A 22,057-nucleotide genomic window follows, 5' to 3' on the forward strand; every position below is an offset into this window, starting at 1 on the left:
GCTTCCTTCCCCCTCTCCTTTCGTTTGCGCCGTTTTGAGGCGTGACGGCACAGTGCCGTGACGCTAGACACGGCAGCTGCACAATTTCAGGAGGACGTTTTATGAACAATTCCGAGCTGGCTGAAGCGCTCAGCGCCGATCATGGACTGACCAAGGCTGACGCACGCAAACTCGTTGACGCCCTGTTTGGGGTCATTGCCGACGCGGCGGCCAAAGGCGACGAGATTTCGCTGAACGGGTTCGGCAAGTTCAAGGTCAAGGACGTTGCAGCGCGCGAGGGCCGCAATCCGGCCACCGGCGAAACCATCGCCATCAAGGCGTCGAAGAAGCTGACGTTCACCCCCGCCAAGGTGATCAAGGACCGTCTTAACGGCTGACCTATATCGCTGCTCTGCTGCCAACAGGTGCAGGGCAGCGGAGCCGCATCATGGTAATCAGGCAGCGCGTGACTGCCCTTCCAGCACATCCGCCCAATCATTATTGGGCGGCGGCGGCCACGCGCTGATGATCTCAAGGCCAGGACGCTCATAGGCGAGGCTCGCATTTTTGTTGGCTTTCCATCCAGCCTCATCCCGGTCGAACAGCAGAACGAGGCGTTCGAGACTGTCGGGTAGCAGGATATGGCCGGCCCGTTCTGTCCCGAGGATCGCCCATACCGGGATCTTGTGCAGTTGCATCGCCGCCAGCGCGGTCTCGATGCCTTCGGCGAGGCCGAGCACCGAAGTGGGAGGCATGAGTTGTACCGCGCCGCGCCCCGGACGTCCGAGCATCATGCGGGGATCGGCAAGATCCTTTGCTTTGGTGGCAGTTGCGGCATCAAGGAAGGTGCGGTGGATGGCGACGAGCCGTCGTCTCTCCCGCACGGCTGCAATCATGGCGGGCCGGAACAGCGCGCGGCTGCCTCCTCCCAGCGGCGTGCGTGGATTATAGCGCAGATCATGCCAGGGCGGCGTGAGCAGGCGCCCAGACAGGTAGCTTTGCGCGGGCGTTCCCACGAGGGATGTGGATGCGTTCCATATGCGTAGGGCTGGCCCTGCACCCGCGTGAGGCGAGGGCACGTTGCGCGACAAATCGGAAATGTGTTGCTCCGAATGGGGCAGGCGTAAATGCCGGATTGCTCGCAGGACGTCTCTCGTGTCGCAACCGGCAAAGCATTTGAACAGCAGCGCGCTTTTGCCAACACGGATAGACAGGCTAGGATTATGGTCATCATGGGCGGGACATAGGCACAGACCGCGATCCATTTGCCATGTTCCGCCTAGCTTTCGGCAAAGTGCTTCGCCCTCGAATTCAAGTTTTAAAGATTTCATTGTTATAGTCTCGCATAGGTTCATCTTCCCTCTCAGCCTCCCCTCCGGTGCGATCGATCTTTTTGCACTTGAGAACCAGGCGGACTTCCGAATTGATTGGGTCTCGAGCGTTATCAGGAGTCTGACTGGATGATGCTGTTCGATCTTTTCATAATCGAGCAGTGGAATTTGGATGAAGTACTGAGGCAATTTTTTCCCAATTCCGCCGATCCGAGACCAGCGGGTGTCTATCGCAGGACCATCGAAATGTTGGGTGATGATCTACTTGATCGCATTCTCCATTCTCCTGATCGCAGGCGAAGTTTCATCAGGTTGTCGGGCCGGACGCGGGCAAAAATGGCCAAGATGATGCATAGTCTTGCGACACCGCTGCTTGAATGAGTACCCAGATGACCTGCCCCCCGTTAAACACGATGGCCCCTGCGCGTGTACAAGCGCGTCGGGAGTGATGCTCTCGTCTTGCTCGAACGCCCGACGCGTTTGTGCAGGCGTCCGATTTCCCAACGACGAGTGGGGCCGGACATTGTTGTAATCATAGCGCTAGATGGCCAGCTTCCGGCGCGCATCGGCCAGGCTCTCAAACAACTCCTCGTTGAGCAGTTCGTCGTGCAGCGAGCCGTTGAAGGACCGATGAACCCATTCTGCTGAGGTTTGCCCGGGTCGATGATATGCCACTCGACCTTTTTCTTGCCAGCCCATTCTAGGGGCGCCCGACTGACGAACTCGGTTCCGCTATCGCTGACAATGCAAGCCGATTTGCCATAGAGCCGTACCAGCGTATCGAGTTCGCGCGCCACTTGGGCACCCGAGATGCTGCTATCTCCGACCAGCCACAGGTTCTCCCGGCAGCAATCGACCAACTCACGTATGGCGCGGCGATCTGGATGAGAAGTTTCCGTCAATCAGGATGAGAACTGATCGTCGCGGTTTTCAAGTGGTGCCTGCTTTGATTGACGCTGGCAAGCGCTACTCGCAGGTTTGATTGTCGCTGCGCGACATTTCCTCGTTGGACTTGATTGTCGCGAAGGTCGGTGGCCGACCAGCGCGTGATTGTCGCTGGATCGCCGAGCGGCGGCGGTAGCTCTCGACATTCATCTCGAAGATTGTCGCGTGGTGAACGAGGCGATCTACGGCGGCGAGCGTCATGGCGGGATCGGGGAAGACCCGGTTCCATTCACCAAAAGGCTGGTTGGCGGTGATGAGCGTGGAACGCCGTTCGTACCGTGCGCTGATCAACTCGAACAGGACGGACGTTTCAGCCTGATCCTTGGTCACATATGCGAGGTCATCGAGGATCAGCAGATGATATTTGTCGAGTTTGGCTATCGCGGCTTCGAGCGCCAGTTCACGGCGGGCAACCTGAAGTTTCTGGACCAGGTCGGAAGTGCGGGTAAACAGGACGCGCCAGCCATTTTCGATCAACGCAAGGCCGATTGCGGCTGCCAGATGGGTTTTACCCCCACCCGGTGGACCAAAGAAGATGAGGTTGGCGCCTTTTTCGAGCCAGCCATCACCAGAACACAGCGCCGTCACCCGGGCGCGGGAGATCATTGGCACTGCATCGAAGGCGAAGCTGTCGAGAGTCTTGCCAGGTGGCAGGCGGGCTTCGCCCAGATGCCTTTCGATCCGGCGTCGGTCCCGTTCTGCGATCTCATGCTCAGCGAGCGCCGCAAGCAGGCGGGCCCCAGGCCAGCCTTCCTTGTCTGCCCGCGTGGTAAAGTCGGGCCAGATCTGTTTGATTGCTGGCAGGCGCAGGTCGTTGAGGATGAGGCTCAGACGCTGGGCGTCGATAGCGGGTGCGTTCCGGCTCATGCGGCTTCTCCCGCCAGGAGAACATCATAGGTGACAAGGGGGACTAGTTCCACCACCACGTCGGGAAGCGCCGCCGGATCGGGAGCGAAGCGTATTCGCAAGGCATCCATGTCGGGGAGACGGTTAGCAGCCACGTCGGCTGCCAGCAGTTCCGCGAGTTCGGCTTCGCAGGCCCTTTCGTGCGCCATTGCCAACAGTTCTACCATCTGCCGACAAGCGATCCGTTCGGGCAACGCGGCGATGAGCCGGTCGAAGGTCTGACGATAAGGCTCCCTTGGGAAGAGCTGGTCACGATAGACCAACTTCAGGAGCGCCATGGGTTTGCGCCGCAGGCTATGGATGACGTGCCGATAATCGACCACATGGCCGTGGGAGCCGTTATTGAACGACCGCCCCCGCGGCAATGTCATGAGGTGAGTGCCGCCGATGAACAGATCGAGGCGATCATCGTAAAGCCGAACGCGCAGCCGATGCCCGATCAGCCGTGAGGGCACGGTATAGAACACCTTACGAAGCGTGAAGCTGCTGGTCGAGGTGACCGTGACGATCGTCTCCTCATAATCGCTGGTGCGCGCGCCAGGCAGGGGCTGCAATATCGCACGCTCGGCGTCTATGCGTGGGCCGTTGCGCCGGTTCTTGCGGCTGACGACTTCGTCGATGAAGTGCCGGTAACTCGCCAGATCATCGAAGTCTCGCGAACCACGCATCAGCAGCGCGTCCTTTATTGCTGCCTTCAAATGCCCGTGCGGGCTCTCGATCCCGCCATTCTCATGGGCAACGCCGCGGTTGTTGCGCGTCGGCGTCATGCCATAATGTTCGCACAGCGCGTCATATCGCAACGTCAGATCTTGCCGGGCATCAGCGTCCAGGTTGCGAAACGCGGCCGACAGGCTATCGCTGCGATGCTCAACCGGGGCACCGCCGACGGCCCACAGGGCGTTTTGCAACCCTTCTGCAAGCGCGACATAGCTCTCGCCGCCCAGAATGACATGGACGTGTTCGAAGCCCGACCATATCAGCCGAAAATGGTAGAGGCGATGATCGAGCGGCACGCCGACGATCGTTACGTGCTCATCGTTCATCTCGGTGAAGTCCGAGAGGCCAAGCCGTCCCGGCTCATGCACCTGCCGGAAGATCACTTCCTGCTCGGGACCATGGATCGCCCGCCATGTTCGGATCCTTCGCTCCAATGTGCGCCGAATGCGCCCATCAAGCTCAGGGTGACGGCGACATATCTCCTCGAAAATTGCCACTGACCGCAAACCAGGCGCAGCCTGGAGCATGGGGACCACATCCTTGTCGAAGATCCCGGCTAACGGGTCCGGGCGTCGCCGCTCTCGCTGGACCTGCCTTTGCGAGGGAAGCCGAGGATCTCCCTCGATGCGATATGCGGTCGCCGTGCTGATACTGGCCTTGGCGGCGGCGATCGGAACGGCATGGGTATGTCGGAGCTTCATGTAGAGCCTCATCTGATGATCGTTGACGTGGCGGCCCGGCATGAACGACATCCCCTCTCGCGAAGTTATGCCTTTGAATACCTGACCGGCCGCAACCATCAGAAACGCCCCGGAAAGGGCGACATCGCCACCTGCTGATCCGGCTCCGGGCTACGCCCTACGCCGCATCAGCAGGTGGCGATTCTCATCTTGATTGACGCTGCTCTCTCATCCTGATTGTCGCGCGGCAAACTCACGACCTTCACTAGCCGTAATGTGAGCGGCCGCTTGTGCTGGAACCAGCCATTCGTCTCATCCAAGGTCACCACCGGCTGTTCCATGTCGCGAGGATGCAGCACGCTGATCATGAGGGCTTAGCTTTTTTGGTTTTCCAGTACAGCCAGTTGAGGAAGGCGTCTGATTCCGAAAAGTTTGCGCCGCCAAGTCGCGCGCCTAAGGCTTTGATGGTTGCACAAAGTCCCTCATATCGCGCCGGTCCGATCGCCTGAAAATTGGCGAACTGGGGAGCGGCAATGCCGAGAGCCCCTAAAGCACCCACCGTGTTGCCGTTGTAGATCGCGTAGCGGTCCGGCGCGAAGTTGCAGAGGATCTCAGTCGCCATGTTGAGGCCGACGCCTGGGATTGGGTCGGCAAGCTTGCGGATCATTTCGTAACCCTCACGAGGCGGCCGTTGCGCTGCGGCCTGAGCTGACGCGAAAAGCTCGATCATCGGCTTTGGGTGGGACAGAGCCTCGGTGCCCCTCCGATGGATATCGCCCGAGCCCCATAGATGCCGACCTCCCTTGGAGGTCATCAGATCCCGCAACCCATCCTGAAAGGCGATCCGCGAGGCTTGATCGAGCCGCCCATCTTTCAACGCGGCAATGCGCCTCTGAACCTTGAGGGCTTCCGACCGACGCTGCTTCCGTTCGGCGAGATCCGACACCGCCTGTGGATCAGCAAGGTATCGCGCGTACCAGGCTTCGATTACGCGGAGGTCGAATCCAGCGGGAAGCGCGGCATCCCTCGCCTTCTCGAACTTCTTCCGTTCGCGCTCATTTATCTCATGCCTCGAGGCGTACTGCTGAAGGACCAGTGGATCTATATCTTGGAAGCGCTTTCCGACCCGATACCGATTGAAGGTATCCAACAGGGCGCGTGTAAAATCGTCTCCCTTGGTGTGGGTGACGCACATTGACAATTCGTCGTTCGACTTCAATCCGCCCTGAGTGAGGTTCGCCGAACCGATGAGAGTTCGGTAGCTGTTCCCTCGACGCGTAAGGTACGCCTTTGGATGGAAAGTTGCCGATGCCTTGTCCGCAACGCTCACTTTGCAGGCTGGATGCTGGTTTTTGAGTTCAAGGAGCCGCTCCAAAGCGGAGGGTTGGGTTAGGTAGAAGTCAGTGCCGATAAAAAGCTCAACGACGGCGCCAGCTTTAAGACGTTTCGACAGTTTTGGTGCCAAAAAGTCAGCCCCCCCAAGCTTGAGGAAAGCTACCGCGATCATGATCTCGTCGGCGTCAGCGATTATTTCAGCGATCGCCTTCGCATGATCCTCCGGTGCGTCGTTCGCAATGAGGGTTGCGGGCTCGACGCGAAGGCGAGGTTGGCGGCTCAAGTCCGGGCCTTTGAGAGTGTGAGGACGGGCGCCGACACCCTCAGCACATCGCCTGTAGTCACGAACACGACTAAACCCTTCGGAATGCCGGTAACCTCCAGATATCGGCGGACCTGCGATCGGTAGTGATCCGACGCTGCGGCGCTTGGGCTGACGTCGCTCTTCCAGTCGATCACTAGCTCGGGCTTTCCGTCCTCGCCGACGCATAGCGCATCGACGATGCCGAACGTCGCAAGGTCGACGCCGTCATCCTCGCTTAGTCCGTAGACGGGAAGTTCGGCCAGGAGTCGGGGGCGAAGCGCCGCGATCTCCGACAGCTGCAAGGTCCTCGCGACCGTGCCCGCCATTTCCTCGGCAGAGAGACCCGACATCGCGTCCCTTCCTGGTTCGCGCCCGATCGCGCGCGCCAGATCCGCCGCCCGGGCGGTGAGTGTGGACAGATCGTCCGCGGTTTCCCCGGTCAGCACCTCTTCGAACAGCTTATGGATCACGAGACCCCGTTCGCGTCCGCCTTGCGCCGAGATCGCCACGTCCGGCGCAGGCGCATTGTCGGCGGCCACGACGATCTTCGGTTCGGCGACCACCTCGAGAGGTCCCTGCGGATCCTCGTCACGGCTCGGTGCGATCCATCGGAGGCGCAGCGTCGCTGCCATTACGGCAGCGGCTTCGGCCGCGAACGTCTCGCGCGTCTGGCTATTCTCCGGATCGCTATCGACCGTCTCGAAGCCCGGCGGGTGGTGATCGATCGCGATCAACGGCAATCCGTCGAGATCGAAGTCCATCAGGGCGTTCCAGCTGCTTCGCGCCGGCGCCACGTCGAGCTTGGGCAGCACGAGAAGCTCGCGCGCTCGGGTCGCTGCGACATACCAGAGACGCAGGCGCTCGCGCTCGCGCTCGGCGACCTCGGCGGTCTTGGCGTCCTCATAGCCCGCGGGCGCGACGCCGAAGATCGGCAGAAAGATTGTCTTGGTCTCGCCGTCGATGATCGGATCGCGCACTTCGTTGCCCGAGGTCATCGTGTTGATTGGTACGACGATAGGCCATTCCAATCCCTTGGACGCATGCATCGTCACTAGCGATACCGCCTCTTCCTGCGCATCGGGCCTGCCTTCCGCCGAGCGGGTCTTCCCCTCCCAGGCAGCGGTCATCGCGTCGGCGAACGCCCTGATGCCGCGCACGCCATACGGCTGCGCGAGACTCAGGAAGAGATCAACATTTGCCAACGGCCGCTCTGCCTGCCCGCCGTGTCGTTGGAGCAGAATAGGACGCACGCGGAGCAGGTCGACGGCTTCGGCGAGAAGCTGGTGCGGGGTCGTCGCGTTGATCCCGCGACGGATAGCCTGCAGCTTTTCGACGATGTCGCGCGCATACGAGTCCCCGATCGCCTCCGCCGCGAGATGGATGGTAAGCTTGGGTCGGGCATCGGGGCGCTCGGGATCACGCGGCTGACTCCAAACGAGGTCGAGCAGCTGCTCTTCGCTCAACCCGACCAGTGGCCCGCGCAGGAGTGCGACAAGCGCGAGGGTATCACGACTGTCGGCCAGTACGCGGGCGATCGCGATGAGGTCCTGCACCTCCTGCCGGCGATAGAACCCTTTCCCTGCCTGGGTCGCTACCGGCACTCCGCGCTTCTCGAGCGCCTCCTCGTAGCGCCACAATTCGGTCCCGCCCGGGGCCAGCAATGCAATGTCGCCAGGGCGGCACGGCCTCTTCGTATCAGTCTTGCGATCCACGATGATCTGGCTGCCGATCAGGCGGCTGCACATCTCAGCGACCGCCTCGGCCTCGCAGTCGCGCTGCACGCCCGCCTTGGCCTTGCCGTCCTCGTCTGCACAGGCAACGGGAAGCGTTGCGACGCACAGTCCTTCCTCGTTATCGGGATGAAAGCTGTCGAGCGCGGTGAAGCCGGGCTGCCCCTTCTCCTCCGTAAGATGGGGCGCGAAGCGCTCGTTCACATAAGTGAGGATCGCGGCACAGGACCGGAAATTGGTCGAGATCGAGAGCAGATCGTCCGGATTGAACGCGCGGATGGCTTCGCGCGCTCGCACATAGGCGGCGACGTCGGCACCGCGAAACCGGTAGATGGCCTGTTTGGGATCCCCGACCAAAAACAGTGCGCCCGGCCGGATCCGGTAGCTGACCCAGTCGAGCGGATCCGCGCCGAGAGCTGGATCGCCACACAGCCGCCAGAAGATCTCGGTCTGCAACGGATCGGTATCCTGGAATTCATCGACCAGCACATGGGCGTAGCGGCGCGATAGGGCGCCCCGAACATCGCCATGGTCGCGCAGGAGATCGCGCGCGGCAAAGATTAGGTCGTCGAAATCGAGCAGGGCGGCTGAGCGCTTATAATCGCGAAAGCCGTCCGCGATCGGCTGGATCGCGCAGATCAGCTCCGCCAGAACGTGCGCCGCAGCGCCCTGCCGCAAACGCGTCCAGCCCTCGCAGCAGGCGAGATGCAGCTCCTCGGCACGCGCATTCAACACACCACCTTCCGCCTTGGCGAGGCCCGCGGCCTTTGCGGCCGCCTCCCATTTCCCCTTTTTCTTGTAGACGCTGAACGCCCCTTTGGCGGTACAGAGCGAAGGATGCGGCAGCGACGTCAGAAGCCCGACGAGCGCCGACGACGTCTCGTCCGTCTCGGCGAACGCGACACCGGCGGCCATCTCGACAAAGGCCGAAGCGCCGGCGATGCTTTCCTCTTCTTGCGCGGCCGCGCCAACGACGAAGGTGCGATATGCCTCCGTGGCGGTGCGGAACGCCGCCACCAGCGGCTGGATTGGGCCGGAGGCCGGCGGTACGAGCACACGGTTGTCGCGCAGGGCCGCGGCGGCCGTTGCGATCAGCTCGGTTGCCTTCGCCGGGTTCTGGAAGACGAGTTCCGCGACAAGGCTATCGTCGCCGACATTGAGCGTATCGCGCAGCCAGCGATCGACGATATCGCCGAACACCAGCTCGGCCTGCGCCGGATCCATCAGCGCCGCGCCTGGATCGATATTGGCCTCGACCGGATATGGCTTGATAAGCCGCTGGCAGAAGCCGTGGATCGTCGAGCAGGTGATCTCGTCGATCGAGGCAGCCGCCTCCTCGAGGCTCGCTTGCTGTTCCGCCGACAAACCGTTCGGCAAGGCGATGGCCAGTTCGCGTGGCACTCTACCGTCGAGCAGCTCGTCGACGAAGTCGCGAACGCGAGCGAGCAATTCGCTCGCCGCGAGTTCGGTGAAGGTGACTGCCGCGATCGCCTTGGGGGCGGTGCCGCCGGCCAGCAGCAGGGCAAGACGGCCGGCCATGACAGCGGTCTTGCCCGAACCGGCTCCGGCTTCGACAAGCACGGAGCGATCATGTGCGGTCATTGCAGCGAGGCGCGCGGTCTCGTCGTGCAGGGCGGGTGTAGTACCGGTCATCAGATCGCCTCCCATACGATGGCCGCATCGCCGAGAGCGACTCGCGCGTGTTCGAGTTTGCGCAGGCAATACCCGTTGGGGGCGTTCGCGGGCAGCGCGAAGCTCAGATCATCATAATCACCGCCATTGTCTGGGCCGATCAGCGCGCGCCCGGCGAGCAGGCTCGCGCGCGCCGCACGCAGATGCCCGGCAAGCTCCTCCAGGACATCGGCCGGCGCGTCGAGATGGCGGGCCTCGGTATCGCGCGGATAGAGCAAGGCCGCATCGATCTCGATATCGTCGCCGAGCAGCGCCTTGACCGCATAAGCGTAGAGGCAGCGCTGGAGCTCCTTGCCGCCCTGCAGGATGACCGGCTTTGGCGGTAGCTTTCCGCCCTTATAGTCGAGCACGCGCGCCCGTGCGGCATCGCCCGAAAGGTCGAGGCGATCAATGTAGCCCGAGATCTGAAACCCGGTGTCGGCGATCGCGACCGGTGTGGCGGGATCCCATGGGATCGCGCCGTCAGATTTCGCTGCCTGCCCGCCGAAGGGGACCTCGGTATAGCTTTTCTGATCTGCAAGCGGTGGTTCGGGATGCTGCAGCGCGTTCAGCGCGGTCTGCTTGGCATCCTCGAGTGTCCGCCGCCACACTACGAGCGGCGGGGTGGCCTGCCCGGCCTGCCACCGTGCCGTGACCGTCGCGGCACCAGCTTCGATCGCCGCGACGACCTGGTCCGGTCGCGCGCGGGCCAGTCCTCCCTCCCCCTCGAGCAACCGCACGGCATGATCCAGCGTATCGTGGAGCAAGATGCCGCTCTGCCGCGCATCCAGTACCAGCGCCTCCTCCGCGCTCTCCGGTGCCCTGATCCCAAGCGCGTAGGTCCAGGTGAAGCCGAGCGGGTTGCGCAGCAGTTTGGCGAGCGAGCTCGCCGACTGCCGTCGTTCAAGCGCCGCCAGCACCGCCGGATGGTCGCCGCGCACCAGGCCATCATGGGCGGTGACGGTCGGGCGCTGCCAATCCTGCCAGCATGCCGTCGCCGAGAGCGCCTGCGCAAAGGCACCGAAATCGACCGGACGCGCGACGAGACGGTCAGTCTCGCTCATCGCGTGTGCCGGTCGACAGTTGCGGCGGACATAGCGGGCCACGGGCTGGCCACGCAGCAACGGACTCTTGCCAAGCAGGCGACCCTCGCCGTCACGACGCGGCCGGGACAGCACGACCTGCGCGGCTGTAGTACAAAGGATCGTCTCGAAGTCGCGGCGATCGGCGGCGGTCACCGGCAGCGAATCCAGTTCGCTGGTCGGAACGATGTGATCCGATAGCAGGGGGTCTTCCGAGATCCGTCGCGGCCAGCCGGTCGAGGTGAGACCAAGGAGGCGCACGAATTTGCGCGGCGAAGCCGCCAGTGCCGACGCCGGCATCCAGACGACCGAAACGCAGGCTTCGCACGCATCTTCCTGGCGAAGGCTGTCGATGGTGACATCGATGGCTGCCGGGCTTCCGGCAAGCAGTGCCTTGCGCCAAATGCGCAAGGCACCGCCCGAGAGGAACGCGCGCCCGATCTCTTCGGCCTGCGGGATGCCGCCCGAAAGCGTGTCGACGATCGCGCGCAACGCCGGTGCATGGTCGATACCGTCCGGCCAGCGATCGGGCGTCAAAGCGCCAAGGAGCCGCGTCCAGGCGTCGGCGGAGGAGAGCGGCGCATCGGGTAGGAGCACGCGTTGCCAACCATCCGGCAGAGCTTTGAACAATCCCCTTCCGGCCAGCAACGTCGCAAGACGACGCAGATGCGCCTGCGACACGCCCCGCACCAGTATGTCAGCGAGCGCGGCGGCCGTCTGACCGTCACGCGTCGTAACGACGCGAATGCTGTGGACGAAGTGCAGATCGATATTGGCGTCGGCCCTCAGTGCCATGAATTCATCGTCATAGACTGCAGGCGCCGCTGCCGCGATCGCGATCTCGGACGGTTTGGCCGTGCCACTCGCAATCAGCTCACGAGCCCAGCGCAAAGCCTCGATCGCTTCGTGGTAACCGTTGGCAGCGCTCACTGCCTCGATCTGCGGTGTGTTCGGCGCTGACCGGATGATCTCGACCGGCGAGCCGTCGAGCCAAGCGGGCACAGAGCGCGGGCCGGCGTGCCAGCGAACCGGCACCGCTTTCGCCAGACCGAACAACAGGTCGCGCCAACACGGCGACAGCTCGCTGATGCCCTGAATATGGATCTCGCCGAACAACGCAGGCGCGTGTTGGAGACGGTCCATTGCGTGAGAGGCCAGATCGACCGGCCGGAGCATGGCGGGCGGCAGCACGGCCAGCACGGCCTCCTCGAGGGTCGCCATAGCGGCGAGCCGGGGATGGTTGGCCGCTCGTGCCGAGAGATCGATCCCGGTGCGCCAGACCTTGTGCAGCGTATCGGCCGTGGCTCCGACCATGCCAGGCAGCAGCTTGATGGTGTCGAGTTCGCCCAGATCGGTTTCCGGGAGCACGCGCTGGATCGCATCGCGGAGCGATTCGGCGTCAATGGGCTGCGCGAAGCCGCCGGCGAGGCGTGCCGCCAGTTGCTCGAACGCCATTACCTGGGTGCCGTGGTGCTGGTTGCGGGCGGCGTCGAGACGGATCTCACGGGACGCGAGACGACCGTGTACGATATAGGTCTGCCGCTGCATGAGACACTTTCGACTGTTGCCAATCTTTCGAGAGTAGATGGCAGGTGAGTATGGATCAACGACGGACTTGCCTGATCCCTGGCAACCACGACGTGCGGTCGAACTGCACGCCGGTTTTCGCTTCGACTCGTACGATAGACCCCGTTGCGATGCCGTTCTTAGCGCCAACGCCGACGGTACCAGCGGTCGCACTCTTGTCCTAACACTTCGCGGCGATATGCGAGTTCGGTTAGGAAAGGATTGATGTCCCACGCCATGCCGTTCCCGCAGGCGACAGGTGCGACCAGCTTAGGCCGTTCCGTTGCAGTGCTGGAAATGTCGGCTCTTGCCAACACCTACCGTTCTTCCTTCCGAGAACTGGCAGCCGGGCTCCTCACGATGCCTTGTTCAGCTCCAGAAAATTTGAGGAGTTGCTTGCAGCTCAACGCATACGCGTTGCTACGATGACCCCATCTTCAATTTTCAAATCTATCGAGAGGGGGGCGTCGTGAGTGGAGATATCCGTGCCGATTGTTTGGAGGCCATCGAACACAATCGCGCTTTGAGCGGAGATGCGGTCTAACACAGCGTTTTCGTTGCGCAAAATTTTGGAGCGTTCATTAGCACTGGTGACGGCTTTGATTTTCTCGCGGAGGAGTTGGTCCAGCGCAATGGCTGCCTCGCCCTGCGGCAGCAAGGCTAGTACAGAGGCTCTGATATCCTGAAGCCGATCCCATTTACACTGTTCTCGGTCGGGGAAGGCAGAGAAGAGCTGCCAGCCACAGGCGCGCGCGCGTAAGCACAGCAGCATTTCGCGATAGAGTTTGTCCAGTGCTGACTGCTGCTCATACAACGCCTTTATATACTTACCCTGTCGGACCCACTCCTCATCTTTCAGGATCTTCAGGGCTTCGGTTTGGCTGCGGATGTCGATGGCAAGATGGTCCTGCACCTCCAGCAGCTTGGTCTCGTGCATTTCAATGACGTGAACCACCTCATCCGAGAGCTCTCCGGACAGCACGGACCCAGCAATCTGTTCAAAGTAGCGGATCGATCCTGTCAGGACCGATCGACGCTCGTTTTTTTGAAACGTAGCGACATCCTCGATGGCTTCCTTGATGTCCGAGAGCTTCTCGCTGATGTCGGCGAGATGTTTTTGCGCCAACACAGCAGATGCGATATTGAGAGCCGCGCCGGAAGTGGCTAGGACCAAAAGCTTCCCGACATCGAGTTTGGTGGCTCCGGCGAGTTCGTTCGTGCCGATTTTGCGGAGTGTGCCGATAAGGCCACCGTGTTTGACGCTCTCCACCAATTTGGTTCCAGCCGGGGCCTCCAAAATCCTGTCTGGCGACGTCTGCCAACAGTTGAAAAATCCCTGATTTCCGGTAGTTTATGGGCATTCTCTGATTGTCAGTGGATGCCCTTGTTTGCCTGCAATTGCGGATGATTGGGGCCTAATTTGGGGGCCTCAAAAGGCCCCAGCAGAATCGAGGCCCCCAATGGTGCTAACCGATACCGCTATCCGCAATGCCAAGCCCGCAGATAAGCCTTACAAGGTTACTGACTCCCAAGGTTTGTATCTGCTCGTCAATCCAAGAGGCAGCAAGCTGTGGCGAATCAAATACCGGATCGACGGCGTAGAACGGAAACTGTCGCTCGGGGCGTATCCCGAGATTACCTTGGCCGAGGCGCGCGCTGCCAGGGATGCCGCCCGTAGGCAGCTGGCTCATGCGATCGATCCCAACGTAGCCAAACGACAAGCCCGCATTGAGGCGAGCATTCGGGCCAGCAACAGCTTCGCTAGCGTGGCCGAGGAATTGATAGAGAAGAAAGCGCGTGAGGGGTTGGCTGAGCCAACGCTGGAGAAGATGCGCTGGTTTGTGAAACTGATGGGGGCAGACTTCGGAAAGCGGGCTGTCACCGATATCACGCCTCAGGAACTTCTTCATGAACTGCAGAAGCATGAACGACGTGGCCGCTTGGAAACCGCCAATCTGCTGCGCGCCTTTGCCAGCCGCGTTTTCCGCTTTGCAGTCGCAACGGCACGTGCCGAACGTGATCCGGCGCAACTCCTGATCGGCGCATTGACCACACCGCGAGTCAAGCACTTCGCCGCCATCATCGACCCAAACGAGTTCGGCGCTCTCCTGCGCGCTATCGAGGATTATCAGGGCGATCCCGCCGTCATGTACGCCCTTAAACTCACACCTCATGTCTTCCAGCGCCCGGGCGAACTGCGGCAAATGGAATGGGCTGAGGTTAATTTCGACAAAGCTGTCTGGACGATCCCGGTAACAAAAATGAAAATGCGCCAGCCCCATTCGGTGCCTCTGTCTCGGCAGGCTCTCGCGATACTGCAAGCAATGCGATCCTTATCCGGCTCCGGGCGCTATGTGTTCCCTTCGATCCGCACCCGAGCAAGACCGATCAGCGAAAACACCATCAACGCGGCATTGCGGCGCATGGGCTATTCCAAAGAGCAAATGACGGCCCACGGCTTCCGCACGTCCGCATCATCGCTGTTGAACGAATCCGGCAAATGGAACCCGGATGCCATCGAGCGCGCACTGGCACATATGGTGGCCGGGTCCGTACGTCGCATATATAACCAGTCCGCCTATTGGGTGAGAACGGCGGAGCAATATTCGACCACGGTAGCGGCGGGATAGTCCTGCTGCGGGCGGCGTAAAAGTCGTCCACCTTGAAGCCTTTCTGCCGAGTCAGGGAGGTGTGGGGATCTACAGCGTGGAACTTTATCTTCAGGTCCGTCTGGCTTGCGCGGATGGCATGAGCCAACGGGCGGCGGCGAAGCGTTTCAATGTGTCGCGCGAAACGGTACGCAAGATGCTGTCGTTTTCATCGCCGCCGGGTTACCGGCGCCAGTCCGTACCGCAGCGCCCGAAGCTGGACGGGTTTGTGGCGATCATTGATGGATGGCTTGAGGGTGACCGCAGTGTCCCGCGCAAGCAACGCCATACGGCGAAGCGGGTATTCGACCGTTTGCGCACCGAGCATGGTTTCACCGGCGGCTATACGATCATCAAGGATTACATCCGGGAGCGCGAACAGCGCAGCCGGGAGATGTTCGTGCCGCTGGCGCACCCTGCGGGAGATGCGCAGGCCGATTTCGGGGAAGCGCTGGTGGAGATCGGCGGGGTGGAGCAGAAGGCCTACTTCTTCGCGCTCGATCTGCCGCACAGTGATGCCTGCTATGTGCGGGCCTATCCGGCGGCGGTGGCGGAGGCCTGGGTGGACGGACACGTGCATGCCTTCGCGTTTTTCGGCGCGGTACCGCGCTCGATCGTCTATGACAACGATCGCTGCCTTGTGACGAAGATCCTGCCCGACGGCACGCGGCAGCGTGCCACGCTGTTCAGCGCTTTCCTGTCACATTACGTGATCCGCGACCGCTATGCTCGCCCGGGCAAGGGGAACGAGAAAGGCAATGTGGAGGGGCTGGTAGGCTATTGCCGGCGCAACTTCATGGTGCCGATCCCGAAGTTCCCGACCTGGGAGGCGTTCAACCTGTGGCTGGAGGAGCAATGCCGCAAGCGCCAGCAGGACAAGGTGCGCGGGCAGAGCGAGACGATCGGTGAGCGGCTGCAGCGCGATCTCGCGGCCATGCAGCCTCTGCCCGCTACACCCTTCGAGGCCTGCGATCAGAAAGGCGGGCGGGTCTCCTCGCAATCCCTGGTGCGCTACAGGACCAACGATTATTCGGTTCCGGTGGCCTGGGGCCATCAGGAGGTCTGGATCAGGGCCTATGTCGATGAGGTGGTGATCGGCTGCCGCAGCGAAGTCATCGCCCGTCATCCTCGTTGCTATGCCCGCGAGGAGGTTGTCTTCGACCCGCTCCATTATCTCCCGCTGATCGAGCAGAAGATCAACGCATTCGACCAGGCTGCGCCTTTGCAGGGCTGGGACCTGCCCGAAGCGTTCACGACACTGCAGCGGTTGATGGAAGGGCGCATGCACAAACATGGCAGGCGCGAATATGTGCAGGTACTGCGCCTGCTGGAAACGTTCACCCTCGCCGATCTCCAGGCGGCGGTCGAACAGGCCATCGATCTTGGCGCCATCGGCTTCGATGCCGTCAAGCACCTCGTCCTGTGCCGGATCGAACGCGTACCGCCCAGGCTGGACCTGGACGTCTATCCCTTCCTGCCACGCACCACGGTCGAGAAGACCTTTGCCAGAGCCTATCTGAGCCTGCTCTCCGACCGGCAGGAGGCCGCATGAGCGATCAGGCCCCGGAGATCCTTCTCGCTCACCATCTCAAAGCGCTCAAGCTGCCTACGTGCCTGCGTGAGCATCACAAGCTCGCGCGGCAATGTGCCGCTGAAGGCGTCGATCATATCCGCTTCCTCGCCCGCCTCGTCGAGATGGAAATGATCGACAGGGAGCGTCGCATGGTCGAGCGGCGCATCAAGGCCGCGCGCTTCCCCGCCGTCAAAAGCCTCGACAGCTTCGACTTCGCCGCCATCCCCAGGCTCAACAAGATGCAGGTGCTCGAGATGGCGCGCTGCGAGTGGATCGAGCGGCGTGAGAACGCCATCGCTCTGGGGCCATCAGGCACCGGAAAGACGCACGTAGCGTTGGGGCTCGGACTGGCAGCATGCCAGAAAGGACTGTCGGTGGGCTTCACCACCGCGGCAGCGCTGGTCAGCGAAATGATGGAGGCCCGCGACGAGCGCCGTCTTCTGCGCTTCCAGAAGCAGATGGCCGGATACAAGCTGCTCATCATCGACGAACTGGGCTTTGTGCCGCTCTCCAAGACCGGCGCCGAACTGTTGTTCGAGCTGATCTCCCAGCGTTACGAACGCGGCTCCACCTTCATCACCAGCAACCTGCCCTTCGACGAATGGACCGAAACCTTCGGATCTGAGCGTCTCACAGGCGCGCTCCTCGATCGCCTGACCCATCACGTCAGCATCCTCGAGATGAACGGCGAAAGCTATCGCCTCGCGCACAGCCGGGCCCGCAAGGCCAAAACCAGACCCTGAAAATTACACCAATGCCGGGGGGAGTGGCCCTCGGGCTACGCCCTCACGCCACTCCCCCCGGCATGTAACACGATGGCCTGGTTTTACGCCGCCGAATGGCCGACTTTTGCTCCGCCGTTGACATCATTGAGGGGTGTGCCCGCTGGACCACCGGCGGCTGGCGCGAGGCCAACCCGCCTTTTGCGCGCTTGCTCTCGCAGGCCAAGGCCTTGGTGTTCGGCGGACGCAGCAGCGACGCGGAAGAGCAGATGCTATCAAGCCAGCTGATTGCATTTTTGCGCAGCGGGATTGACAGCGGCGAGACCACCCATTTCTGGTTGCAAAGATTCTGGCGCGAATTGGTCACGCCATGGCGCGCGATCGCGCGCAATCCACAGGGAGAATGGGACGTTTGCTCCGAGATAGCCACGCGAACGGATCCTGCGCGCGGCGGGGACATTGCCCTCAACATTTTCGCTGGCCGGATTGAGGGAACGGGCCGCGTCAGTCTCAGTACGCTGCACAGCGCAAAAGGCCGTGAGTTCGATGCGGTCATTCTCTTTGGCATGAACGCCGGGGCGCTCCCAAGTCAACGCGACCGAAAAACGCCAACGGCGCTGCGCGAGGCCCGGCGGCTCTTCTATGTTGGCGTGACGCGGCCGCGAAAGGAGCTCGCGATCGTCTATCAGGACGGAAATCCTTCGCCCTGGGTCGTTGAACTCTACAAGCGGAGCCAGCAGGGTTAACCGCAACGCGATGGGTCCAGGGCAGTTCGAGCCGTGCGGCCATTCCGGAGTCGGATCGAGCGGATTCTCCGGCCAGACATAAAAAGCCCAGGCGACGCACGAGTATTGTTTGATGGCCTCTTCGTTTAATGTCCTGAGCGGCGATATGCGCGTGCGATGAAGAACAAGCATCTTTTCGAGCTTAGGAAGGCAGTAGTGCGAACGAGAGTCGGCTATTTCAGTTGGTCGGGTCGCTCCAAAGCGGTCAGCCGCCAAAATAGTGGACGGTCTGCACCTAGGAGGCGAAATTCTCCTGCTGAAAGGCCGGAATGGGTCGGTTTTGCCGGGGGGCGAACGCCGGGTCGTGAGACAATGCTGCCGTTCGACGTGCGACGCTCAAACGGCAGGCTTCGCCGCAACCCGCCTTAGCTAGCGTGAGATGGGGCGGATGGGGGTCTGGGGCAAGAGGTTTCCGGCTCATACCATCCGTCCGTGATGCTGACTCACGTGGGGGATTCCCAAAGCGGCGAAACTATGAATCTATGTCTTCGGGTTGGAGGGCATTGTCATGGGTGCAGCGATTGGATTGCGAGACGACTTTGATGCAGCGGGCTTGAGGCGACTGGCGCGGACGACGAAGAGTGCGAACCAGGGACGCCGACTGCTAGCTTTGGCTGAAATCTATGATGGCGCGAACCGCAGCGATGCCGCGCGCATCGGCGGAGTGACCCTGCAGATCGTGCGGGATTGGGTGATGCGGTTCAACGCCCGAGGTCCAGCCGGCCTCCTTGACGGCAAGGCCCCAGGCAAGCCGCCCTTGCTGAATGATATCCAGCGCCAAGCGCTCGCGGAGGTCGTTGAAAGTGGACCGATACCAGCGATCCATGGAGTTGTGCGTTGGCGGCTGATCGACCTGGCGCGGTGGCTTCATGACGAATTTGGGGTGTCTCTGACGGAAACGACCGTAGGGCGAGAATTGAAAAAGCTGGGCTATGTCAAATTGACGGCACGCCCACGTCACCATGCCCAGAACGAATATGCGATGGAGGACTTCAAAAAGGGGGCTTTGCAGCCGAGCTGGCAAAGATTAAAGCCGCCCTCTCGCGCGACACGCCCATAGAGGTATGGTTCCAGGACGAGGCCCGTATCGGCCAGAAAAACAAGATCACCCGCCGCTGGGCCAGGCGCGGCACCCGGCCTTCAGCGCCCAAGGATCAGAGGACCAAATCAGCCTACATGTTGGGCTACGCCCGCCTTCGGCCCGGCGTTATCTGCCCTGAGCTTGGCAAGGGCGCTGGCTTGGTCCTGCCCTTCTGTAATACCCAGACCATGTCGCTGCACCTGGCGGAGATATCGCTCGCTATCGAACCAGGTGCCCACGGCGTGCTGCTGATGGATCAGGCCGGATGGCACATGACCGGGAAGCTGGAAGTACCCGATAATATCAGCATCGTTCCGGTGCCGCCAAAATGTCCTGAACTCAACCCGGTCGAAAATATCTGGCAATTCATGCGCGATAACTGGCTATCCAACCGCATCTTCACGTCCCACGACAACATCGTCGACCTTTGCTGCGAAGCCTGGAACAGGCTGATCGATCAGCCCTGCTGGGGTGGACGGCCTCCGTATGGCATCAGAATGTGCCAGAGTGAGTCGTTAGATTTCGATCGAAGGAGACCGCCCATGGAACAGATTATCCGCATTGGCATGGATACGTCAAAACATCTCTTTCAGCTGCACGGTGTGAATGCAGCGGAACAGCCGATTTTGCGCAAGAAGCTGCGACGCAAGGAAATGATCGACTTCTTCCAGAAGCTGCCGTCAACGGTGGTCGCCATCGAGGCGTGCGGCGCCTCACATCATTGGGCCCGCCTGCTGGGCTCGTTCGGTCATGAGGTGAAGCTGATCGCACCACAATTGGCAAAGCCGTACGTGAAGCGCGGCAAGAATGATGCCGCCGATGCCGAGGCGCTGTGCGAGGCCATGAGCCGCCCGACAATGCGCTTCGTGCCGGTAAAGACCGCAGAACAGCAGGCAGCGCTAATGCTGGTCGGAATGCGCGACAGGCTGGTGAGAAGCAGAACCCAACTCGCCAATGCGATCCGCGGCTACGCTGCCGAGTTCGGACTAACCACAGCCAAGGGCATATACAAGATCGAGCCGCTGCTCGAACGCACTGCAACCGATGAGACCGTTCCGACATTGGCACGCGAACTCTTCGCGTTGCACGCCAGCGAATACCAACAGTTGGAACGGCAGCTTGAAGACGTCGAGGCAAAGCTACTAGCATGGCACCGCAAAAATGAGTGCAGCCGACGCCTGGCCCAAATTCCAGGCGTCGGGCCGATTGGCGCATCGCTTCTCATGATGAAAACGCCCGCCCCGGAACTCTTCGCGTCGGGGCGTCAATTTGCAGCTTGGCTAGGCCTGACCCCGAAGGATCACTCAACCGCCGGCAAAGCAAGGCAGGGCGTTATCACGCGCGCTGGCGACGAAGCATTGCGAAGTATACTGGTGGTCGGGGCCACATCATTGCTTCGACGTGTCAGGGATGGAAGCGGAAAAAATGCCACGCCCTGGCTGCTCTCCATGCTCAAACGCAAACCGCCCAAGCTGGTGGCCGTGGCATTGGCGAACAAAATTGCGCGGATCGCTTGGAAAATGATGGCCACCGGCGAAACTTATCGAAAAAGCGTCGTGCTATCAGAGTTGAAATGCACGGCATAATACCAAATCTCTGAGAGCGTGACTCTGGAGGGGGTTGCCAAGAGGCGCGCGGCTTGATTCAACATGGCGAACAGTTGGAGTTTTGCCATGCCGATCCCTCTTCGTCCCGATTTTGACGCCGCCGCGACCAGGGCAGCGGCTCGTAGATCGAAAGATGGGGGTCAGGCCCGGCGGTTGCTTGCGCTGGCGGCGATCTATGAGGGAGCGAGCCGAACGGAAGGGGCGCGGATCGGCGGCGTGACGTTGCAGATCATCCGCGACTGGGTTGTGAAGTTCAACGCAACCGGGCCCGACGGATTGATTGACCGCAAAGCCCCTGGGCAGCCGTCGATCCTGAATGCGACCCATCGCGCGGCCCTGGTAGAGGCAATCGAAAGCGGTCCTATCCCGGCGGCTCATGGGGTGGTCCGGTGGCGGATCATCGATCTGGCACAATTGCTTTGGGACGAATTTGGTGTGTCAGTCTCAAGGCCAACATTGAGCCGCGAACTACGAGCGCTTGGCTACCGCAAACTTTCGGCGCGGCCCAAACATCATGCTCAGGATCCAGAGGCGATCGAGGCCTTCAAAAGGGGGGCTTCGCCGCCGAGTTGGACAAGGTCAGAGCGTCCCTCCCGCGCGGTACACCTGTAGAAATTTGGTTCACGGACGAGGCCCGTATCGGACAAAAGAACAAGATCACGCGGCGATGGGCGAAACGGGGGACACGCCCCTCGGCACCACAGGATCAGCGCACGAAATCCGCCTATATCTTTGGTGCAATCTGTCCCCAGGAGGGAAAGGCGGCAGGGCTCATCCTGCCATTTTGCAATACCGACACGATGAACCTTCACTTGGCAGAAATCTCATTGGCGGTTGCGCCCGGCGCTCACGCGGTACTCCTCATGGACCAAGCCGGTTGGCACCTGACCCCAAAACTCATACTTCCGTCCAATATCTCTATCGTGCCAATCCCTTCGAAAAGCCCCGAACTCAATCCGCAGGAAAACATCTGGCAATTCATGCGTGACAATTGGCTGTCGAACCGGGTGTTCGGTTCCTACGAAGAGATTGTCGATCACTGCACCTACGCCTGGAATCAGCTCGTCGATCGGCCGTGGAAGATCATGTCCATCGGTCTCCGAGACTGGGCACACGGGTTCTGATCAATGAATCTTGGTATAAGAGATCAGGCAGCGATGGTGAGCGGACAGTCAGAGCTACCATCCTGAACTGATGCGTGAACTTGCAAGAAACAGCAGATGGTGGATCGATCGATCCGAGACGCGTGATAGCCCGTATGCGCCAGTGGCCGTTGCAGGTCGCAGCCTTGTTTGGAACTCGTGTCGCGGAAACCATCTTGGCCAGCGTTCATGTGCGAACGCACCCACAGGCCGGACATATGAACGCAAGCGATCCGATCAATATTATCTGCCA

The 22,057-nt window shown here is 61.2% G+C and carries 16 protein-coding genes and 2 pseudogenes; 9 read left to right on the plus strand and 9 right to left on the minus strand.

Annotated features, from left to right (window positions below; genetic code table 11):
• Positions 1–101: 101 nt before the first annotated feature.
• Positions 102–377, plus strand: a complete 276-nt coding sequence (locus tag ACZ2HM_RS13255; protein ID WP_043152326.1) for an HU family DNA-binding protein — start codon at positions 102–104, stop codon at positions 375–377.
• A gap of 57 nt (positions 378–434) precedes the next feature.
• Here ACZ2HM_RS13255 and ACZ2HM_RS13260 read toward each other — a convergent pair whose 3' ends face one another.
• On the minus strand, positions 435–995 hold the full coding sequence (locus ACZ2HM_RS13260) for a DUF7146 domain-containing protein (protein WP_255245846.1): 561 nt from the start codon (positions 993–995) through the stop codon (positions 435–437).
• 444 nt (positions 996–1,439) lie between these two features.
• On the opposite strand from ACZ2HM_RS13260, the gene ACZ2HM_RS13265 reads away from it, so the two are divergent.
• Positions 1,440–1,691 (plus strand): hypothetical protein, encoded by a 252-nt coding sequence (locus tag ACZ2HM_RS13265; RefSeq protein ID WP_162472458.1) that lies wholly within the window; start codon positions 1,440–1,442, stop codon positions 1,689–1,691.
• A 51-nt stretch (positions 1,692–1,742) separates the two neighbouring features.
• Here the strand turns inward: ACZ2HM_RS13265 and ACZ2HM_RS13270 are convergent.
• From ACZ2HM_RS13270 to ACZ2HM_RS13305, 8 genes and pseudogenes are all read right to left on the minus strand, one after another.
• A pseudogene (locus tag ACZ2HM_RS13270) lies at positions 1,743–2,164 on the minus strand (integrase core domain-containing protein); the annotation flags it as partial.
• Between the two features lie 112 nt (positions 2,165–2,276).
• Positions 2,277–3,122, minus strand: a complete 846-nt coding sequence (gene istB / locus ACZ2HM_RS13275; protein ID WP_043152446.1) for an IS21-like element helper ATPase IstB — start codon at positions 3,120–3,122, stop codon at positions 2,277–2,279.
• Complete coding sequence (gene istA, locus ACZ2HM_RS13280) at positions 3,119–4,621, minus strand: IS21 family transposase (protein WP_470425415.1); 1,503 nt, start codon at positions 4,619–4,621, stop codon at positions 3,119–3,121. The genes istB (ACZ2HM_RS13275) and istA (ACZ2HM_RS13280) overlap by 4 nt, the downstream gene beginning before the upstream one ends.
• Before the next feature lie 125 nt (positions 4,622–4,746).
• Complete coding sequence (locus ACZ2HM_RS13285; RefSeq protein WP_470425416.1) at positions 4,747–4,926, minus strand: hypothetical protein; 180 nt, start codon at positions 4,924–4,926, stop codon at positions 4,747–4,749.
• Positions 4,923–6,176: a phospholipase D-like domain-containing protein gene (locus ACZ2HM_RS13290; RefSeq protein WP_463265687.1), complete on the minus strand. Its 1,254-nt coding sequence runs from the start codon at positions 6,174–6,176 to the stop codon at positions 4,923–4,925. The genes ACZ2HM_RS13285 and ACZ2HM_RS13290 overlap by 4 nt, the downstream gene beginning before the upstream one ends.
• Positions 6,173–9,580, minus strand: a complete 3,408-nt coding sequence (locus tag ACZ2HM_RS13295) for a UvrD-helicase domain-containing protein (RefSeq protein ID WP_096063696.1) — start codon at positions 9,578–9,580, stop codon at positions 6,173–6,175. Before ACZ2HM_RS13295 ends, ACZ2HM_RS13290 begins: the two co-directional genes overlap by 4 nt.
• Positions 9,580–12,228: a PD-(D/E)XK nuclease family protein gene (locus ACZ2HM_RS13300; RefSeq protein ID WP_463265686.1), complete on the minus strand. Its 2,649-nt coding sequence runs from the start codon at positions 12,226–12,228 to the stop codon at positions 9,580–9,582. Before ACZ2HM_RS13300 ends, ACZ2HM_RS13295 begins: the two co-directional genes overlap by 1 nt.
• Before the next feature lie 421 nt (positions 12,229–12,649).
• Positions 12,650–13,516 (minus strand): hypothetical protein, encoded by an 867-nt coding sequence (locus ACZ2HM_RS13305; protein WP_470425417.1) that lies wholly within the window; start codon positions 13,514–13,516, stop codon positions 12,650–12,652.
• Positions 13,517–13,706: 190 nt separating this feature from the next.
• Between ACZ2HM_RS13305 and ACZ2HM_RS13310 the strand changes: the two genes are divergently transcribed.
• The 7 genes and pseudogenes from ACZ2HM_RS13310 to ACZ2HM_RS13340 all read left to right on the plus strand — a co-directional run bounded on the left by ACZ2HM_RS13310 (position 13,707) and on the right by ACZ2HM_RS13340 (position 21,786).
• The gene (locus ACZ2HM_RS13310) at positions 13,707–14,876 is read left to right on the plus strand and encodes a tyrosine-type recombinase/integrase (RefSeq protein WP_470425418.1); all 1,170 of its coding nucleotides are present in this window, start codon (positions 13,707–13,709) and stop codon (positions 14,874–14,876) included.
• Positions 14,877–14,952: 76 nt separating this feature from the next.
• A complete protein-coding gene (gene istA / locus ACZ2HM_RS13315; protein WP_011950768.1) occupies positions 14,953–16,446 on the plus strand; it encodes an IS21 family transposase in 1,494 nt (497 codons plus the stop codon).
• A complete protein-coding gene (istB, locus tag ACZ2HM_RS13320; RefSeq protein WP_007686288.1) occupies positions 16,443–17,210 on the plus strand; it encodes an IS21-like element ISSsp5 family helper ATPase IstB in 768 nt (255 codons plus the stop codon). The genes istA (ACZ2HM_RS13315) and istB (ACZ2HM_RS13320) overlap by 4 nt, the downstream gene beginning before the upstream one ends.
• A 95-nt stretch (positions 17,211–17,305) precedes the next feature.
• Positions 17,306–17,935: a 3'-5' exonuclease gene (locus ACZ2HM_RS13325; RefSeq protein ID WP_470425419.1), complete on the plus strand. Its 630-nt coding sequence runs from the start codon at positions 17,306–17,308 to the stop codon at positions 17,933–17,935.
• 547 nt (positions 17,936–18,482) lie between these two features.
• A pseudogene (locus ACZ2HM_RS13330) lies at positions 18,483–19,519 on the plus strand (IS630 family transposase); the annotation flags it as partial.
• Between the two features lie 78 nt (positions 19,520–19,597).
• Complete coding sequence (locus ACZ2HM_RS13335) at positions 19,598–20,641, plus strand: IS110 family RNA-guided transposase (RefSeq protein ID WP_037478651.1); 1,044 nt, start codon at positions 19,598–19,600, stop codon at positions 20,639–20,641.
• An 87-nt stretch (positions 20,642–20,728) separates the two neighbouring features.
• Positions 20,729–21,786 (plus strand): IS630 family transposase gene (locus ACZ2HM_RS13340; RefSeq protein WP_333977088.1). Its coding sequence is split into 2 segments (ribosomal slippage): positions 20,729–21,214 and positions 21,217–21,786, totalling 1,056 coding nucleotides; the frame shifts between segments, so codons are not numbered across the junction.
• Positions 21,787–22,057: the final 271 nt, after the last annotated feature.

It is taken from the genome of Sphingobium sp. KKT206 (assembly GCF_055640555.1).

Excerpts from the sequence above, each read along its gene's own strand:
- ACZ2HM_RS13335 (WP_037478651.1), top strand. The coding sequence starts at position 19,598 with ATGGAACAGATTATCCGCATTGGCATGGATACGTCAAAACATCTCTTT.
- ACZ2HM_RS13285 (WP_470425416.1), bottom strand. The coding sequence starts at position 4,926 with ATGATCAGCGTGCTGCATCCTCGCGACATGGAACAGCCGGTGGTGACC.
- ACZ2HM_RS13295 (WP_096063696.1), bottom strand. The coding sequence starts at position 9,580 with ATGACCGGTACTACACCCGCCCTGCACGACGAGACCGCGCGCCTCGCT.
- istA (WP_470425415.1), bottom strand. The coding sequence starts at position 4,621 with ATGCCGGGCCGCCACGTCAACGATCATCAGATGAGGCTCTACATGAAG.
- istB (WP_043152446.1), bottom strand. The coding sequence starts at position 3,122 with ATGAGCCGGAACGCACCCGCTATCGACGCCCAGCGTCTGAGCCTCATC.
- istB (WP_007686288.1), top strand. The coding sequence starts at position 16,443 with ATGAGCGATCAGGCCCCGGAGATCCTTCTCGCTCACCATCTCAAAGCG.
- ACZ2HM_RS13325 (WP_470425419.1), top strand. The coding sequence starts at position 17,306 with ATGGCCGACTTTTGCTCCGCCGTTGACATCATTGAGGGGTGTGCCCGC.
- ACZ2HM_RS13300 (WP_463265686.1), bottom strand. The coding sequence starts at position 12,228 with ATGCAGCGGCAGACCTATATCGTACACGGTCGTCTCGCGTCCCGTGAG.
- ACZ2HM_RS13310 (WP_470425418.1), top strand. The coding sequence starts at position 13,707 with ATGGTGCTAACCGATACCGCTATCCGCAATGCCAAGCCCGCAGATAAG.
- ACZ2HM_RS13255 (WP_043152326.1), top strand. The coding sequence starts at position 102 with ATGAACAATTCCGAGCTGGCTGAAGCGCTCAGCGCCGATCATGGACTG.
- ACZ2HM_RS13265 (WP_162472458.1), top strand. The coding sequence starts at position 1,440 with ATGATGCTGTTCGATCTTTTCATAATCGAGCAGTGGAATTTGGATGAA.